Here is a 16,300-nt window from a genome sequence, read left to right as displayed (position 1 = left end):
TTTCTTTACTGGCTTTGTTCGGGCTTTTGTCTTGATGGGGGGGTGTGATTGGTTAGCCTTGTGCCGACTATAAGCCAGCCCTCTTGTTCTAACCTCTCTTTTTGTCTTAGATAGCCGTCGGTGTTTTCTGCAAAACTGATGCGACGCTGAGCATTAACCACTCTGTGCCAAGGCAGCTTAGTATCCTTGGGTAAGTTTTTCATTAACTGGCCAACTTGTCGTGCATAGCCTGGGAAGCCAGCAAGTTTTGCTAATTCTCCGTAAGCAATGCATTCCCCCTTGGGAATTTCGCTTAATATAAGCAAGACTTGAGATTTAAATCTATCTATTGGTTGATTCGTCACGTTTAGTCCTTAGATATGAGGTATAGCAATAATATTTAAGAAGGTAGATATGAGATTTGCACTTTTGCTCTTTATTCTCGTGCCCATTATTGAAATGACTGTTTTAATCAAAGTGGGTAGTCACATCGGTGCGTTAGCAACCATTGGTTTGGTGCTTCTAACGGCTATTTTAGGTGTGACCATTATCCGTAATCAAGGCCTTGAAACTGCTCTTAAAGCACAGGAAAAAATGGCGCGTGGTGAATTGCCCGCTTCTGAGGTTGCAGAGGGTATTATGCTGATCTTCGCTGGTCTTTGTTTGATGATGCCAGGGTTTATTACAGATGCTATTGGTGGTTTGTTGTTGATTCCGCCACTGCGCCGCCTGTTTGCAGCGGGGTTGGTCGTCAACTTTATTGCTTCTATGGTAAAAAAAGGGTCCAGATGGACCTCTTACAGTCGTTATGAGTACCACGGTCAAGGAGAGACAATTGACGGTGAGTATTCGAAAGAATCCAAAGATGACAAGGACTTAATTGATAAAAAATAATTTACTGTAAGGGTTGAAATCGGTTTGCATAGCCGTATATAGGACTTTGTTAAAGATTCCTACTCGGTGTGCGGTAGGGTTATCCAGCCAGGGGAGTCCTGGTATTGTTTTTAATTGGAGAGATTGATCAATGAATATTCGTCCTTTGCACGATCGTGTCGTTGTTCGACGTAAAGAAGAAGAAACAACAACTGCATCTGGTATCGTTCTACCTGGATCTGCGACAGAAAAGCCTACTCAAGGCGAGGTTTTGGCTGTTGGCACTGGCCGTATTCAATCAAATGGTGATGTGCGCGCTCTGGCTGTTAAAGTCGGTGATACTGTTTTGTTTGGCCAATACTCAGGTCAAACGGTTAAGATCGAGGGCGAAGAACTGCTTATCATGAAGGAAGACGAAATCTACGGCATTATTGAAGCCTAAGTCGTCCTGCAGTTTTATTACGATTCATAGCATTTACAACAGTTAAGGTATAAAAAAATGGCAGCTAAAGAAGTTAAATTTGGAGATGGCGCTCGTCAGCAAATGCTGAAAGGTGTGAACGTTCTTGCAGATGCAGTGAAAGTAACCTTAGGGCCTAAGGGTCGTAACGTTGTTATTGAGAAATCTTTTGGTGCGCCTCTTGTTACAAAAGATGGTGTAACAGTGGCCAAAGAAATTGAACTGGATAACAAGTTCGAAAATATGGGCGCTCAAATGGTTAAGGAAGTTGCTTCCCAAGCCAATGACGTGGCAGGTGACGGTACAACAACCGCAACCGTTCTTGCGCAAGCGATTGTTGCTGAAGGTCTTAAAGCCGTTGCCGCTGGTCGTAACCCAATGGATCTTAAGCGTGGTATTGACCAAGCTGCGGGTGCAGTAGTAAAAGAAATTGCAGCACTTTCTACGCCTTGCAAAGACAATCGTGCTGTTGAGCAAGTAGGTACTATCTCTGCTAACTCTGATGCATCTGTCGGTAAGATCATTGCTGAAGCAATGGATCGTGTCGGTAAAGAAGGTGTGATCACTGTAGAAGAAGGCTCTGGTTTTGAAGATGAGCTTGCAGTGGTTGAAGGTATGCAGTTTGACCGCGGTTATTTGTCGCCTTACTTCATCAACAATCAAGATACTATGAGTGCGGAACTTGAAAACCCATTCATCCTTCTTGTTGATAAGAAAATTTCCAACATTCGCGATTTGCTACCAGTATTGGAAGGCGTAGCCAAAGCGTCTCGTCCACTATTGATCATCGCAGAAGATGTGGAAGGTGAAGCGTTAGCGACTTTGGTTGTAAACACTATGCGCGGTATTGTTAAAGTTGCTGCTGCTAAAGCGCCAGGCTTTGGTGATCGTCGTAAAGCGATGTTAGAAGATATCGCTATCCTAACGGGTGCGACAGTGATTTCTGAAGAAGTTGGCATGACGCTAGAAGGCGCTACTTTAGAGCAGCTAGGTACGGCTAAACGCGTTACTTTGACGAAAGAAAGCACAACGATTGTCGATGGTGCTGGTCAAGCGGCTAATATTACAAGCCGCGTTGAGCAAATTCGTGCAGAAATCGCGAATTCTTCTTCTGACTATGATAAAGAAAAACTTCAAGAGCGTGTTGCGAAATTGGCCGGCGGTGTCGCTGTGATCAAGATTGGTGCAGCAACTGAAGTGGCAATGAAAGAGAAGAAAGCTCGTGTAGATGATGCTCTTCATGCGACTCGCGCAGCGGTTGAAGAGGGTGTTGTTGCTGGTGGTGGTGTTGCTCTTGTTCGCGCGCTAACTAAAGTAGTTGACCTTAAAGGTGACAACGAAGATCAAAACGTAGGTATTACACTTGCTCTTCGTGCGATGGAAGCGCCAATGCGTCAAATCGTTACCAATGCTGGTGCTGAAGCCTCTGTTGTTGTTGATAAAGTGAAGCAAGGCGAAGGTAACTACGGTTACAATGCTGCAACGGGTGAATACGGTGATATGCTGGAAATGGGTATCCTTGACCCAGCAAAAGTAACTCGTTCTGCACTACAAGCAGCCGCTTCTGTTGCAGGTCTAATGATTACCACTGAAGCGATGATTGCTGATCTTCCTAAGGACGATGCTCCTGCTATGCCTGATATGGGTGGCATGGGCGGAATGGGTGGCATGGGCGGCATGATGTAATATCATCCCCTAAGCTACTTAGCTTAATAGAAAGCCTCGCTGTTTAGCGGGGCTTTTTTGTTTGTGTAGTTAGCGGGTAGGGGGGGGAGAAAGCCTTTACATTGTGGAAACGACAACAGCGCCGTTGTCCGAGTTGCAACCAACTGATAACGCCCGAAACAGGATGGGAACACTCATCATGTGGTAGAGCGTCATAAGGGCGGAAGTGACAAGTTGGATAACTTGGTGTTGTTACATCCCAATTGTCATCGGAAACTTCACCTTAAGGGTGTATTATAATTTGGTTTAAAGCTGATTTGAGGAAAGTATCATGGAAAAAGATTACCAAAGAATTAAATTCTTTATCGAGAATGGATCCTTAATGGACGAGGTTGAAGTGTCGAGAAGAGGTGAAAACGAAATTCTTGTCGGCAATAGATCTTATAAACTTGAACCAGTTAAAGGTGACGCAGGACTTGGCTACAGTGTTGTACCATCTCCAAAGTAGCTGTTGGTCTAGCTCGCTAGACTTCTAAAGGCTTGAGCTGTATGCGGGGAAACTCGCACGTACAGTTCTTAGGGGAGGGAGGCTCAGTAATGAGCTTCTCTTACCCGACATATCATCCCCTAGGCTACTTAGCTTAATAGAAAGCCTCGCTGTTTAGCGGGGCTTTTTTTTGAAATAGACTTTTCCGTTTAAAGGGCGAGTTTTGTTGTTTTTTATAGATTAAAATGGTGAGACATTGATCATTGTTCTATTCTTAAGCCGATAGTCCAAACCATTGATTCTAAAGCTATTGATAAATAGCGACCTGTGTAAGATACTTGGTACGTAATAAAAGCCATTTTTTGAATAGAAAGGGAAGCTTATGCTCAGGAAAACCCTCGTTAGTTTAGCCATTGCTGGTGCGGTGTATTCGGTAAGCGGTTATGCGCTGGAACTGGGTGAATTGACTTTAAAATCGAGCATAGATGAACCTTTTCGAGGGCAAATTGAGTTATCAGATGTTGGCTCATTGACCCCTCAAGATATATTAGTGCGGTTGGGGAGTAGTGGTGAGTTCCGTCAAGCGGGTTTTTCGCCTTCTCCTGAGTTAGATGACTTATCCTTTGATGTTGCGCGAGGTAGCAATGGCAAAGGCTTAATCATTGATGTGGTGTCGAAAAAAGTTCTCAAATCCAAAGATCTGCATTTTGTACTGGCAGCGCGCTGGCCCAGTGGACAAGTTGTAAGAGAGTACGATGTTCCGTTGACTCAGTCGGCTTTGGTCGATAAATCTCAAAAAGAGGTGATTCAGTCACCAACGGTTACCTCACGAGCCTCAAAGCAGAAAGTCGCTACTAATTCGGCCACCAATAATGGTCGTAGTGTTTTTCAAAAAGAATCTCAAGCGGCAAACAAGTTACCAGTAAAAGGCAATGCGTTCACCCAAGCGGGTAATACCTTGTGGCGTATTGCTGAAAAGAATCGACCATCAAGTAAGTTTACTATCTATCAAACGATGATCGCGATTCAAGCATTAAATAAAGATGCATTTTACTCGAATAATATCAACCTTCTTAAGCAAAACGTCGTACTGCGTATTCCGACAGAGCAGCAGATTGCGTTGTTCAATCGTTCTATGTCGAAAGAAGAGTTTGAGCGACAAGTTCGAATCTGGCAAACCATTAAATCCGCGTCCTCTAAACATTCCCCTATTGCCCGTGAGCAGCTAAATACACAAGCAAAGGGCAAAGGCGCGTCTAAGCAGCCCATTTCTGATTCCGACCGATTAACGTTAGCGTCGGGTCAAAGCGCGCTTTCTCAGAAGAATGCCAGCTCTAATGAGGGTAGTGGTAATGAGTCCTCTCAGTTAGAAAGTAAGCTTTCCGCGACTGAGGAGATGTTAGACAAAGAGAAGCGTGAAAAACAGGATCTCTCTAATCAGTTAGGTGATCTAAACAAGCAGCTTCAAACGTTACAAAAATTGATCAGCTTAAAAGATCAGCAAATGGCAGAGCTTCAAAAACAGCTTGCCAGTGCGAAACAGTCCATGCAAGAACAAAAAAATACCGTGGATCAGCTGTTAGAGACCATTCAGCAGCGTACTGATAAGGAGAAAGCGGAAGCTAACTCTTGGCAGCATAAGATCTTTGGCAACCCTATTATTGTGTCTGTGGGAGCCGTTGTTCTACTCATGCTGGGCTTCTTGATCGGTTTGTTGATGCGTCGTATGGGCAAGAAAAAACCTGATAAAACGAAAAACGATGGTGATGAGTTTGATTTAGCTGCTGCTACGCCATTAGCTGCCACTGCTGGTGCAGCTGCCGCGACAGGTGCCGCCGTAGCTGCTGTGGCAACAGAAGAAGCTAAGCCAGAGGAAGAAATCGAAGAAGAAGATCCTTTCGCTTTTGATTTTGGCGAATCAGAAGAGGGCGAGGATGAATTTAGCGAATTCGATAATTTAGAAGAGCCAGCTCAACCAGAAGATGAAACGGCTGAGGAGAGTTTTGAGTTACCTGATGACTTAGCCTTTGCGGATGAGTCAGTAGTTGATGAGGAAGAGGATGATGATCCATTTGCTTCTTTAGACTCTCAGATGGACGATCTGAATGAATTGGATGAGTTAGATGGCGCTACTGAAGAATTTGACTCTCTTGATGATGAGTTGGAGGCGATTCCAGAAGATGAGACGGCAGAGGAAGATACTCCAGAAGAGGATATTCCAACCGTTGAGCCTGTCGATGAGGAAGTGGTTGATGAGGAAGCGAGGGCTGAGCAGCCATCAGACTCAGAAGCTGATTTTTCTGAGGAAGAATCATTTGTCTCCAATCTTCTTGAGGATAGTGATGGAGCGGATGAAGAAGGCCCTGATGAGTCAGCAATATTTGATCAAGAGCCGAATGAGTCGTTAGCGTCGAGCATTGAGGATACCTTAGCTGAAGCGCAAGAAGACGAGGCCGATATTGAAGTGCCATCATTTGGTGAGGCCGAGGCAGCTGATGGTGAAGCGGTTGATGATGAAGAAGAAGAGTTTGATTTCTTCGATGCCAGTGGTGATGAAGCGGCAACGAAATTGGATCTTGCAAGAGCTTACATGGATATGGGCGACGATGAAGGTGCTCGTGTTATACTTGAGGACGTAGTTTCATCCGGCAATGAACAACAAATTGCCGAAGCAAAAAGTATGATAGAGCGAATGTTCCCAAGTGACTAAAAAGAAAGTAGTTCTTGTCGTTGAGTATAACGGCACTGCCTATAAGGGCTGGCAGGCGCAAAAATACGATGTGCCGACGGTTCAAGAAGAGGTAGAAAAAGCAGTCAGTATTATTGCAAACCATCCTGTCAGTATTATTTGTGCTGGTAGGACGGACACGGGTGTTCATGCCAGCGCACAAGTCGTTCATTTTGAGACAGAGGCTGTCCGAAATGAGCGATCTTGGACGTTGGGGGTAAACACACATCTCCCTCCTGATATATCTATTGTTGCGGCTCGTTATGTGGATATGGATTTTCATGCACGTTTTAGTGCTTTGAGCCGTCGTTACCGCTATGTTATTTACCAATCTGAGTTACGTCCTGCCATTTTAATAGGCGGTGTGACTTGGACGTATAAGAAGCTTAATGTTCAAGCTATGCAAGAAGCGGCTAATTCGTTTGTTGGTGAGCACGACTTCTCTTCTTTTCGTGCTGTAGGTTGTCAGGCGAAAAGTCCAATACGTACTATTTTAAATTTTTCCGTTCAGCAACTTGGTCAATATGTTGTACTTGACGTCAGGGCTAATGCATTTTTACATCATATGATTCGTAATTTTGCAGGGGTATTGATTGCCATTGGGGCAGGTGAACAACCAGTTGAATGGGCGAAGCATATACTTGAGGCAAAAGACAGAACGAAAGGGGGGGTGACCGCATCACCTTCTGGTTTGTATTTTGTTGATGCAGAATACCCAGAGCATTTCAATATACCCAAGCCTACTTTAGGTCCGCATTTTCTTCCCGTTGTTGATGAGTCGGCTTGTACTTCTAAGCCATACCACAGGACGGACGAGGCGGCTTGTTCTGCTTCGTCTGATCAAAAAATACTTTCGACTGATAATCGAGTTGTCTTATGAGCTGTCGAGTTAAAATTTGTGGCATAACGAACCTTGAAGATGCATTGATTGCTTGTCGTCATGGGGCGGATGCGCTGGGATTTGTTTTTTATGAAAAAAGCTCTCGGTATATTGACCCTCAAGCAGCCAATGAGATAGTGGCTCAGTTGCCTCCTTTTGTGGTGCCTGTGGCGTTATTTGTTAATGCAGAATCCGCTTTGATTAAGCGTGTAATCACGGGAAGTGCTCGTTGGACGATTCAGTTTCATGGTGATGAAACTGAATCAACTTGTTTGCAGTATAATCGTCCCTATATAAAGGCCCTAAGGGTAAGAGAAGGGGGCGATATTTTAGCGCTTGGGCAAGCTTATTCCTCGGCTAGTGCCATTCTGCTAGATGCCTATAAAGAAGGGGTTCCGGGAGGCACTGGCGAATCATTTGACTGGCAGTTGATTCCGAAGGACGCACCTTTTAGCGTGATATTGGCGGGGGGGTTAACGCCTCAAAATGTTCGTGCGGCGGTTGAGCAAGTGGCTCCTTATGCAGTGGATGTGAGTGGTGGTGTTGAACGATCCAAAGGGCTCAAAAGTGAGTCGCGTATTCAAGAATTTATTATTGGAGCGAAATGTGAGTGATAGTCCAATTGATTTAAACCTACCCGATGCGCAAGGGCGTTTTGGGCAGTTTGGTGGAACATTTGTATCTGAAACCTTGATGTCTGCACTTGATGATTTGACCAAAATGTACGAAGAGTTATCTCAAAGTGCAGAGTTCCAGGCGGCGTTTGATAAAGACCTAGCGCATTATGTCGGGCGTCCGTCGCCTTTGTATTTTGCCGAGCGTTTAACTGCAAAAGCAGGTGGGGCGAAAATTTATCTGAAGCGTGAAGACCTAAATCATACGGGGGCCCATAAAATCAATAACACCATTGGACAGGCCTTGCTTGCCAAACATATGGGCAAACCAAACATCATCGCTGAAACGGGAGCGGGCCAACATGGCGTGGCGTCTGCGACTGTGGCAGCTCGCTTGGGGCTGAAATGTAAGGTTTTCATGGGCGCAGAAGATATCAAGCGTCAGTCCTTAAATGTGTACCGTATGAAGCTGTTGGGGGCGGAAGTTGTTCCTGTTGAGTCTGGTACAAAGACGTTAAAAGACGCTTTGAATGAAGCTATGCGTTACTGGGTGAGCAACGTCGATGATACTTTTTACATTATCGGGACGGCAGCGGGTCCACATCCTTATCCTAAATTAGTGCGTGATTTTCAAGCTGTGATTGGCCGTGAGACGAAAGTTCAGTGTATGGAACAGGAGGGTCGTTTACCCGATGCGCTTGTTGCTTGTGTTGGTGGCGGCTCTAACGCGATTGGCTTGTTTCATCCGTTTATCGGCGATAAAGGTGTGGCGATGTATGGCGTTGAAGCAGGTGGTGATGGCGTCGAAACGGGCCGTCATGCGGCGCCTTTATCGGCAGGTCGTCCAGGTGTGTTACACGGTAATCGTACCTATGTAATGGCCGACGAAGATGGTCAAATTATCGGTACTCATTCTATATCTGCTGGTTTAGATTATCCCGGCGTAGGGCCTGAACACTCTTGGTTGAAAGATATTGGGCGCGCAAAATATGTGGCCATCAATGACGATGAGGCAATGGAAGGGTTCCGTGACCTTACTCGTCTTGAGGGGATTATGCCAGCCTTGGAGTCCAGTCATGCAGTTGCCTATGGTATGAAGCTTGCCGCTACTATGAGCAAAGATCAAATTATTGTAATCAATTTATCGGGTCGTGGTGATAAAGATATTTTAACCGTTGCAGAATTGGATGGGATTGAGGTATGAGCCGTATAAATGCATGTTTTGACAATTTAGCGGCTTCAGGTAAAAAAGCCCTGATTCCTTATATTACAGCAGGCGACCCAACACCAGAGCACACGGTAACCATTATGAATGGTTTGGTTGCGGCGGGAGCGGATGTTATTGAGGTTGGTATGCCTTTTTCTGATCCTATGGCTGATGGCCCGGTTATCCAACTGGCGTGTGAACGGAGTCTGGCCGCTGGGACAAGTGTACGTAAAGTATTAGATATTATCCGTCAGTTCCGAGAGCAGAATACTGACACGCCTGTTGTTCTTATGGGATATTTAAACCCCATTGAGTTTTTTGGCTACCAAGAATTTGCCCATTCCGCTAAAGAAGCGGGGGTAGATGGCATTTTATTAGTGGATCTGACTCCAGAAGAGGCGACAGATGTAGTAGAATGCTTCCGCGAAAATGATATTGATCTCATTTATCTATTATCGCCTACGACAACACCTGCTCGAGCGAAGAAAATTTGTGCGCTTGCTTCCGGTTATGTTTATTACGTATCTGTGAAAGGCGTGACGGGTTCGACAGCGTTAGATGTTGATAGTGTGAAGCAACACGTTGATTCATTGCGGGAAGTTACCCGCTTACCAATAGGGGTAGGTTTTGGTATTCGAGATGCCAAAACAGCAGCAGCGGTGAGTCAGTGTGCGGATGGCGTGATTGTTGGCAGTGTATTGGTTGATGCCATCGCAGAGAATCAAAATCAAACAAAAGAATATATCGCTGACGCTTTACAGTCTATTCTTGCACCAATGCGTGCACAGATGGATGCTGAGCAAAGCGGCAGTTAGTAAATAAGGATTTGGAGAAACAAATGAGTAGCTGGTTAGATAAATTTTTACCTTCAATTGTGCGCAGTGAATCAAAGCGTGGTTCGGGTTCTGTGCCTGAGGGGCTTTGGAAAAAGTGCCCGAAATGCGACAGTGTATTATACCGCCCTGAGTTAGACAAAAATCTCGATGTTTGTCCAAAATGTCAGCATCATTTGCGTGTTAGTGCGCGTCGTCGTCTAGATATCTTTTTGGATCATGAGGGGCGTTACGAGATTGGTGAGCACTTAGAGCCTGAGGATAAATTGAAGTTTAAAGATTCTAAGCGCTACAAAGATCGATTGGTAGCAGCGCAAAAAACCACTGGTGAGAAAGATGCCTTAGTCGCAATGGAAGGGGCATTAAATGGTATGCCTGTGGTTGCCGTAGCGTTTGAGTTTAGCTTCCTCGGAGGCTCTATGGGAGCAATCGTCGGGGAACGTTTTATTCAAGCAGTGAATGTATGTCTTGAAAAACGTATTCCTTTGATTTGCTTCTCTGCCTCTGGTGGGGCACGTATGCAAGAGGCGTTGATTTCTTTAATGCAAATGGCGAAAACCAGTGCAGGTCTTGAACGCATGAAACAAGAAGGCATTCCATACATTTCGGTGATGACGGATCCTGTATTTGGTGGGGTATCTGCTTCATTGGCCATGTTAGGGGATTTAAACGTTGCAGAGCCAAATGCGCTGATCGGTTTTGCGGGCCCTCGTGTTATTGAACAAACGGTTCGTGAGAAATTGCCTGAAGGTTTTCAGCGCAGTGAATTCCTGATGGAAAAGGGCGCATTGGATATGATTATCAAGCGTAACGAGATGCGTGATCGCCTCTACAATATTTTATCGATGTTGACGAATAGAGCGGCTTAATTGAATGACATCCAAGTCGTCGACTGTGTGTAAGTCTCTGGATGACTGGCTTTCGTATATCGAGAGCCAGCATCCTTCTGAAATTGAATTAGGCCTAGAACGAGGGGCGTCGGTTTTAGCTAAGCTTAATATCGTCAGGCCTAACGCAAAAATCATTACAGTAGCGGGCACCAACGGTAAAGGTTCGACTTGCGCCATGTTGACCCAGTATCTGTGTTCACAAGGCTATTCTGTTGGTACCTATACTTCCCCCCATTTTATCGATTTCAATGAGCGCATCGCAATCAATGATCAGCCATGTGAAGACGATCTAATCTGTCAGGCTTTTAAGGCGATTGAGTTGGCTCGTGGTGACATACCACTGACTTATTTTGAATTTAGCACCTTGGCAGCCTTATGGGTTTTCTCTGAAGCGAATTTGGATTATTGGGTGTTGGAAGTGGGTCTTGGTGGTCGACTGGATTCTGTGAATATGGTCGATACTGATGTGGCTGTGGTGACGTCTATTGCGCTGGATCATACCGATTGGCTCGGTGACTCTCTCGAGGTGATTGCTCAGGAAAAGACGGGCATTGCCCGAGTAGGAAAGCTGCTTGTCAGTGGGGTTGTGAATCCCCCTGCATCGTTAGCGAATACAGCTAATGCTATTGGAGCCATATTGCGTCAAAAAGGCACGGATTTTTCCTACTTCAGGTCAGGAAACGTGTGGTCTTGGTCTGGTAACGGGCTTCTCTTTGATGGCTTGCCTATCCCCAACTTGCCAATTGAGAATGCGGCTACAGTTGTCGCTGTGTTGAGTTATATGGGATTGTCTCCAACAAAAGAGGCTTTGGTATCCTTATTTCGTCATGCTCAACTAACCGGGCGTTTTCAAAAAGTGTCTAGTGAGCCGTTGGTGTACATTGATGTTGCCCATAACCCTGAGGCGGCGACCGAATTAGCCAAGCGGATTGCTGATTTTGAGTCAGCTCCCATTGCTGTTTGTGGTATGTTAAAAGATAAAGACATTGATAATGTCATGGCTATTTTAGCTTCGCGATTCTCGTCATGGTATTTTGCGGATTTAGAGGGAGTGCGAGGAGCAAAGGCTGATGAGCTTTATATAAAGCTGGATCATTCGCATAAACAGTCTTTCCCATCGGTAGCACAAGCATATGATACAGCAGTCTCCAAGGCCGTTGAGGAGTCAAAGGCCGTGGTTGTATTTGGCTCTTTTGTAACGGTTACAGACTATTTAGAACATGCTCGCCATTTGCAGCATGATCGAGAAAAAGGTGTTCCATGTTAGATAAAACTTTGACTCATAGATTAATCGGTGCGGGCATTATGATTGTCGCTGCGGCGATTATTCTACCGCAAGTTTTAGATGGTCAGCGTCCCCCTGAGCTGGGGGTTCAGGTAGAGGTGAGTAAAGCGCCCGTTTTTCCAGAAGCAAAAATAGCCGCGACACAGCCCGTAAGCAGTTTGCCGGATAGGTCGTCTAAAAATGATGTCACCCATGTCTCTGTTACGAACAAACATTCCACTTCAGCCATTCCACTAAAACAGCCTCAAGATATTACGCTTGTACCTACAGATAAGACTTCTGTTAACAAAGAAGACTCTTCATCAAAGCAATCAGCGCAAAACGATTCGTCTTCGTCTCGTACCGCAAAAGCATCAACAGACAAGCAAACTAGCGAAAACCGACCTAAACCACAAATGGCTGTTCGTTGGACGGTACAAATTGCCACCTTTGCGAATGAAGCGAATGCAAAACGTTTGGTGGCTAAGTTGAAAAAGGCAAATTACTCGGCATACAGCATCACCAGTAGTTCTCTTAACAAAGTCTATGTTGGACCGGAGTTTGAAAGAAGTGCCTCTGAGAAAACCATGAATGACATTAAAAAGAAATTTGGTCTAAAAGGAATTGTGACGAAGTTTTCGGAGAATTAGCGATTCGCTTCTGTTAGAATCCTCGCGATTTTATGGAGACCATTATGAACACAGTAAACTCTATTACTACAATAGATTGGCTTATTATTGCCGTTGTTCTTGTATCGACTTTGTTGAGCTTGAAGAGAGGCTTTGTTAAAGAAGTATTGTCTCTGGTGACTTGGGTTGTAGCGTTTGTTGTGGCTGTTAAGTTTTCAGATAATATGCAGACTTTATTGGTTCAGCAAATTCAGAGTGATCAAGTTCGTTATATAGTGGCCTTTATCGCTTTATTTGTTGCCACTTTAATAATCTGTGCATTGGTGAGTTACTTAATAGGCTCATTAATACAAGTCACGGGGCTGTCGAGTACCGACCGTGTATTAGGTATGGTGTTTGGCTTTGCTCGAGGCGCTTTAGTGGTCGTGGCATTTGTATCTTTACTAAGTTTAAGCCCATCAATTGAAAAAACTCAGATGTGGAAAAACTCGACTCTGATCCCTCAATTGGTGTTATTAAAAGACTGGACGCGAGATATGTTAGGCAAGAGCTCGGATGAAATCAATCCGTCTCTCATAAATCGTGTTCTTAGCAGTTAACGGGTTGCTTATATTGAGTAACCACCCAAAGAAGAACCTTTTTGCGTATTTTACGTAATTTCCCCAAAACGAGGATCTAATACATGTGTGGTATCGTTGGTGTCGTTGGCACGTCCATGGTTAACCAAACTATTTTTGATGCTTTGACTGTCCTGCAACATCGAGGTCAAGATGCAGCCGGGATGGTGACAAGTCATAATGGACTATTATGCTTACGCAAAGACAATGGACCTGTGAGCGAAGTATTTCGTACACGTCATATGAAAAAACTACATGGTAACATTGGCATTGGGCATGCTCGTTACCCCACCGCAGGCACTTCTAGTTCTGCAGAAGCGCAGCCTTTTTACGTTAACTCACCTTACGGTATTTCACTGGCTCATAACGGTAATTTAACCAACACCGCTAAGCTTAAACAAGAAGTATTTGAGTCCGACTTGCGCCACATCAATACAACGTCTGATTCAGAGGTTCTATTGAATGTCTTGGCCCATGAAATGAGTTCAGAAAACAAGTTGATTCCAACACCTGATGATATCTTTAATGCGTTAGAGCGTGTTTATAAGCGCATCGAGGGTGGATACGCGGTTGTGGCTCTTATTACGGGCTACGGGATTTTAGCTTTTCGTGATCCTGATGGTATTCGCCCACTGATTTACGGCTCAAAAATGAGTGAAAGCGGTGGCATTGAGTATATGGTGGCCTCTGAAAGTGTCGCCTTAGATGCCGCAGGTTTTACTATTGAGCGAGATATTCAGCCAGGCGAGGCGATTTTCTTCGATGTGAACCATAAGGTTCATGTTCGTCAGTGCACACCGAAGAAGGTGCCTCGTCCTTGTTTGTTTGAATATGTATATTTTGCACGCCCTGATACGGTGATTGACAACATTTCTGTATATAAGGCGCGTATCAATATGGGTGATCGCTTAGCGGCGAAAATTCAGCGAGAGTGGCAAGATCATGATATCGACGTGGTTATCCCCATTCCGGACACGAGTCGTACGGCAGCATTGCAAATTGCACAGACATTAAATATTCCATTTCGTGAAGGCTTGGTAAAAAATCGCTATATTGGCCGTACGTTTATCATGCCAGGTCAGGCTGTTCGTAAAAAGTCGGTACGTCAAAAACTTAACCCTGTGCCTTTTGAGTTCAAAGACAAAACGGTTTTATTGGTTGATGACTCTATTGTACGTGGCACCACCAGTAAAGAAATTATCGAGATGGCTCGCGAAGCGGGTGCAAAAAAAGTTTACATTGCCTCTGCTGCTCCAGAAGTACGTTATCCGAACGTTTATGGTATCGATATGCCAGCGGTAACGGAATTGATTGCACATGGTCGTAATGTTGATGAAATTTGTGAGTTGATTGGAGCGGATAAGCTAATCTTCCAAGATTTGGACGATTTGATTGAGGCTTGTATCGATGAAAAACACTCCGAAGTCCGTGAATTTGATACCTCGGTCTTTGATGGTCAATATATTACAGGCGATATCGATGACGCGTATTTGGAGCGTTTGCAAGAAGCCCGCAATGATTCTAAAAAAACGTCTAGTGCAGTGAGTTCTAGCAGTGACATGATGTATCCCATGTAGCAAAATAAGCTATCTATGGTAAATGTAGAGTTGGGAAGGTGAGCGCTAGTTTTCATTAGCGACATGTTCTTTCGCAATCATAAAGCCAGGTCATAGCCTGGCTTTATTGTTTTTAGCTTGTAACTTTTTAGCCTCTAGCTTTTGAATCAGTCTCCATACATTTTAGGTTGTGTGGGAGTTATGGGGTTAATGCCGACGAGCTGGAAAACGTCTTTATAAAAGGTCATAGACCTTTTATAAAATTATTATGTGTAGGGTTATAAGTAGTAACCAAGTTGGAGAGACAGGAATGCCTGATTATAAAGATGCGACGAATGCCATTCACTCTGGTGTTCGTCAGACGCAGGAGCAAGAAAATAGTGAAGCGATTTTTGCAACCTCTAGCTTCGCTTACTCCAGTGCTGAAGAAGCAGCGAGTAAGTTTTCTGGAGAAGAGAATGGTAATGTGTATTCTCGTTTTACTAATCCGACCGTCGAATTGTTTGAAAAGCGTTTAGCCACACTAGAAAAAGGTGAAGCGGCGATTGCAACCAGTTCTGGTATGGCGGCCTTGATGACCATGGCGTACAGCCTATTGAGTGCTGGCGATAAGGTTGTATGCTCTCGTAACATCTTTGGTTCTACGGTTAAATTTTTTAGTACCTACACAACCAAATTTGGTGTGGAAGTGGTGTATGTAGATGCGACGGATTATCAAGCTTGGGAGGATGCCATCGATGAAAAGACCAAGCTTTGTTATTTTGAAACGCCGTCTAACCCATTGTATGAAGTAGTGGATGTACAACGAGTGGCAGACCTTGCACATGAGAAAGGGGCATTACTGTGTGTCGATACAGTATTAGCAACACCAGCCCTTCAGAACCCTTTAACGCAGGGGGCGGATATCGTGATGCAATCGGCGACGAAGTTCATTGATGGACAAGGCCGTACTCTGGGTGGGGCGCTGATCTCTAGCAAAGAAATAGTGGAAGTGTTTACGGCCTTTATGCGTAGTGCGGGGCCATGCATGAGCCCATTTAACGCATGGGTCTTAGTTAATGGTTTAGAAACCTTGGCGCTACGGATGACCGCACATTCAGCGAATGCGCTTAAATTGGCACAGTTTTTAGAGGCTCACCCGAAGGTCAAAAAAGTGAACTATGGTGGTTTACCAAGCCATAAATATCACGAGCTTGCCAAGAGGCAGCAAAAAGATTTTGGTGGGCTGTTGTCGTTCGAAGTGGAAGGAGGTCGTGAGGCGGCATGGCAAGTAATTAATAGTGCCAATCTGGTGTCTATCACGGGTAATTTAGGTGATACCAAAACCTTGGTGACGCATCCTGCTACCACTACACACGGTCGGTTAACCGATGAGGAAAAAGCCAAAGCGGGCATTGTGGAAGGTTTGATTCGCGTATCGGTAGGTTTGGAAGACATCGAAGATATTATCACGGATTTTGATGGGGCTTTGTCTCAGATCTAACTGAAAAGGTAAGCGTTCATTCTACGCCGTTATTTCATCCCATCTTTTCGCACTCTAAACTGGACTCCGTTTTCATCTCATCACCGATAACGGAGTCCAACCCATGACCAAACCCTATACCCGTCGTTCTTCTTC

Annotated in this window: 17 protein-coding genes; 16 read left to right on the top strand and 1 reads right to left on the bottom strand. The window is 44.8% G+C overall.

Annotated features, from left to right (window positions below):
• Positions 1–5: 5 nt before the first annotated feature.
• On the bottom strand, positions 6–344 hold the full coding sequence (locus tag MSP8886_RS07815; RefSeq protein ID WP_067014637.1) for an MGMT family protein: 339 nt from the start codon (positions 342–344) through the stop codon (positions 6–8).
• 49 nt (positions 345–393) lie between these two features.
• On the opposite strand from MSP8886_RS07815, the gene MSP8886_RS07810 reads away from it, so the two are divergent.
• The 16 genes from MSP8886_RS07810 to MSP8886_RS07745 all read left to right on the top strand — a co-directional run bounded on the left by MSP8886_RS07810 (position 394) and on the right by MSP8886_RS07745 (position 16,165).
• On the top strand, positions 394–873 hold the full coding sequence (locus MSP8886_RS07810; RefSeq protein WP_067014634.1) for an FxsA family protein: 480 nt from the start codon (positions 394–396) through the stop codon (positions 871–873).
• A 130-nt stretch (positions 874–1,003) separates the two neighbouring features.
• Positions 1,004–1,294, top strand: coding sequence for a co-chaperone GroES (locus MSP8886_RS07805; protein ID WP_067014631.1), 291 nt, complete (start codon positions 1,004–1,006; stop codon positions 1,292–1,294).
• Between the two features lie 57 nt (positions 1,295–1,351).
• Entirely contained in the window at positions 1,352–2,998 is a 1,647-nt protein-coding gene (groL, locus tag MSP8886_RS07800) for a chaperonin GroEL (RefSeq protein ID WP_067014628.1), read from the top strand.
• Between the two features lie 180 nt (positions 2,999–3,178).
• Positions 3,179–3,277 carry an HNH endonuclease gene (locus tag MSP8886_RS22790; RefSeq protein WP_245659059.1) on the top strand — a complete coding sequence of 33 codons (99 nt, stop codon included), beginning with the start codon at positions 3,179–3,181 and terminating at the stop codon, positions 3,275–3,277.
• Positions 3,278–3,308: 31 nt separating this feature from the next.
• Positions 3,309–3,485, top strand: coding sequence for a hypothetical protein (locus MSP8886_RS22325; RefSeq protein ID WP_175365287.1), 177 nt, complete (start codon positions 3,309–3,311; stop codon positions 3,483–3,485).
• A 361-nt stretch (positions 3,486–3,846) separates the two neighbouring features.
• A complete protein-coding gene (locus MSP8886_RS07795; protein ID WP_067014625.1) occupies positions 3,847–6,174 on the top strand; it encodes a FimV/HubP family polar landmark protein in 2,328 nt (775 codons plus the stop codon).
• A complete protein-coding gene (gene truA, locus MSP8886_RS07790) occupies positions 6,167–7,072 on the top strand; it encodes a tRNA pseudouridine(38-40) synthase TruA (protein WP_083200872.1) in 906 nt (301 codons plus the stop codon). The genes MSP8886_RS07795 and truA overlap by 8 nt, the downstream gene beginning before the upstream one ends.
• Positions 7,069–7,686: a phosphoribosylanthranilate isomerase gene (locus MSP8886_RS07785; RefSeq protein WP_067014622.1), complete on the top strand. Its 618-nt coding sequence runs from the start codon at positions 7,069–7,071 to the stop codon at positions 7,684–7,686. The genes truA and MSP8886_RS07785 overlap by 4 nt, the downstream gene beginning before the upstream one ends.
• Positions 7,679–8,890 (top strand): tryptophan synthase subunit beta, encoded by a 1,212-nt coding sequence (trpB, locus tag MSP8886_RS07780; protein WP_067014620.1) that lies wholly within the window; start codon positions 7,679–7,681, stop codon positions 8,888–8,890. Before MSP8886_RS07785 ends, trpB begins: the two co-directional genes overlap by 8 nt.
• Positions 8,887–9,708, top strand: a complete 822-nt coding sequence (gene trpA, locus MSP8886_RS07775; RefSeq protein WP_067014617.1) for a tryptophan synthase subunit alpha — start codon at positions 8,887–8,889, stop codon at positions 9,706–9,708. Before trpB ends, trpA begins: the two co-directional genes overlap by 4 nt.
• Positions 9,709–9,731: 23 nt before the next feature.
• Positions 9,732–10,595 (top strand): acetyl-CoA carboxylase, carboxyltransferase subunit beta, encoded by an 864-nt coding sequence (gene accD / locus MSP8886_RS07770; RefSeq protein ID WP_067014615.1) that lies wholly within the window; start codon positions 9,732–9,734, stop codon positions 10,593–10,595.
• Positions 10,596–10,599: 4 nt separating this feature from the next.
• On the top strand, positions 10,600–11,883 hold the full coding sequence (gene folC, locus MSP8886_RS07765; protein ID WP_067014612.1) for a bifunctional tetrahydrofolate synthase/dihydrofolate synthase: 1,284 nt from the start codon (positions 10,600–10,602) through the stop codon (positions 11,881–11,883).
• On the top strand, positions 11,877–12,530 hold the full coding sequence (locus MSP8886_RS07760) for an SPOR domain-containing protein (protein ID WP_067014609.1): 654 nt from the start codon (positions 11,877–11,879) through the stop codon (positions 12,528–12,530). Before folC ends, MSP8886_RS07760 begins: the two co-directional genes overlap by 7 nt.
• A 44-nt stretch (positions 12,531–12,574) precedes the next feature.
• Positions 12,575–13,108, top strand: a complete 534-nt coding sequence (locus MSP8886_RS07755; protein WP_067014606.1) for a CvpA family protein — start codon at positions 12,575–12,577, stop codon at positions 13,106–13,108.
• Between the two features lie 83 nt (positions 13,109–13,191).
• Complete coding sequence (gene purF / locus MSP8886_RS07750; protein WP_067014602.1) at positions 13,192–14,703, top strand: amidophosphoribosyltransferase; 1,512 nt, start codon at positions 13,192–13,194, stop codon at positions 14,701–14,703.
• A gap of 289 nt (positions 14,704–14,992) precedes the next feature.
• Positions 14,993–16,165 carry an O-succinylhomoserine sulfhydrylase gene (locus MSP8886_RS07745; RefSeq protein ID WP_067014590.1) on the top strand — a complete coding sequence of 391 codons (1,173 nt, stop codon included), beginning with the start codon at positions 14,993–14,995 and terminating at the stop codon, positions 16,163–16,165.
• Positions 16,166–16,300 lie beyond the last annotated feature (135 nt).

The organism is Marinomonas spartinae (genome assembly GCF_900089775.1).
GTDB lineage: Bacteria > Pseudomonadota > Gammaproteobacteria > Pseudomonadales > Marinomonadaceae > Marinomonas > Marinomonas spartinae.
The sequence above is the reverse complement of the archived record's forward strand: the minus strand, read 5'-3'. Positions and strand labels throughout refer to the sequence as shown.